1 protein-coding gene is annotated in these 1,399 nt (G+C 73.2%); it reads left to right on the top strand.

From position 1 onward, the window contains the following. Positions 1-366 precede the first annotated feature (366 nt). The gene (locus P1P70_RS44625; protein ID WP_319248213.1) at positions 367-1,359 is read left to right on the top strand and encodes a ScbA/BarX family gamma-butyrolactone biosynthesis protein; all 993 of its coding nucleotides are present in this window, start codon (positions 367-369) and stop codon (positions 1,357-1,359) included. Positions 1,360-1,399 lie beyond the last annotated feature (40 nt).

Raw genomic sequence — 1,399 nt, forward strand, 5'->3', positions numbered from 1 at the left:
GGACTCCGCAGGGGCGGGGAGGGGGCGGCCAGGGCGCCGAAAACGGCCCGGGGGCGCCGGGGCCGCCGGTGCACGGGCTCCGCCGGCGGGCCGCCTTCCGGCCCGCCGCACGGCTGAAAACGCGCGGCTCTCCGTGCGGCCGGGGGGCCCGGGCGCACGGTGCGTCCGCAAAGGACCGGGAGGTCAGCCTCCCTCCGCCGGTGACAACAGGGGCAGGAGTGCACCGAGGGGGATCAAGCCGTTCGCCGTGCCGCGCGGCCCGGAATGACGGGTACCGCTAGAAATTAAACCGGCTGGTATGTATCTTCGCAGGGCCGAGGCACTCCACACATCGGCGTCACACTTTGGCGATCCAGGGGGAACGACATGTCCGCGAGCACCTTCCGCGTCACACATCCGATACCCGGCGCACGTCCGGCCGAGGAGGGCGCTGCGGCGCCGGCGCGTGTCGTCGTGCCGCGTCCGGTTTCCCTGACCAGCACGGTTCCCAGGGAACTGGTGCATCGCGCCAGCGTCGCCGAGGTGATGCTCACCGACTGGGAGCGCGGGGACGACGCGCACTTCACCGTGGCCGCGCAGTGGCCTCGCCGGCACGGCTTCTTCGACACCGTCGAGGGCTGCCACGACCCGCTGCTCGTGGCGGAAACGGTCCGTCAGGCCGGGATCCTGCTCGCGCACGCGGAGTTCGGCGTCCCGCTCGGCCACCAGTTCCTGATGTGGGACCTCGAGATCGACGCCCGGCGCGAGCACCTGCTCGTCGGGGCCACGCCGGCCTCCCTCGACATCGCGATCTCCTGCACGGACATCAAGCGCCGGGGAACGAGTCTCGCGGGGCTCCACTACAGGGCCGTGATCCGCCGTGAGGGGGAGGTGGCCGCGACCGGGGCGGCCACCTTCACCTGCACCTCTCCGGCCGTCTACCGGCGCCTGCGCGGCGCCCGGATCAAGGACGGTCTCCCCGCGGCGCTCGCGCTGACGAGCCCGGCGCCGCCGCAGGCCGTCGGCCGGCTCTCTCCCGCCGATGTCGTCCTGTCCCCGGTGCGGGAGCCGGACTGCTGGCAGCTGAGAGTGGACACCCGCCACCCCGTGCTCTTCGACCACCCCCTCGACCACGTTCCGGGCATGGCGCTGCTGGAAGCCGTCCGGCAGGCCACCTCGGCGTTCCTGGGACGCGCCTGCCTGCCGGTGGGCATCGCCACCGAATTCATCCGTTACGCCGAGCTCGACGCCCCCTGCCTGATCCAGGCGTGTTCCCTGCCGCACCACACCGACGGCAGAGAACGCGTGCTGGTGACCGGCCGCCAGGACGGCCAGCTCGTCTTCACCTCCGCCGTGACCGTGGCCCCGGCCTCCGGCTGAGACCCGCCCCCGGCGGCGCCCGCACAGACACCGCCGGCAC

Source organism: Streptomyces sp. MB09-02B, assembly GCF_033794485.1.
In the GTDB taxonomy this organism is placed as follows: domain Bacteria; phylum Actinomycetota; class Actinomycetes; order Streptomycetales; family Streptomycetaceae; genus Streptomyces.

Coding starts and splice junctions, on each gene's coding strand:
- P1P70_RS44625 (WP_319248213.1), top strand. CDS start 367: ATGTCCGCGAGCACCTTCCGCGTCACACATCCGATACCCGGCGCACGT.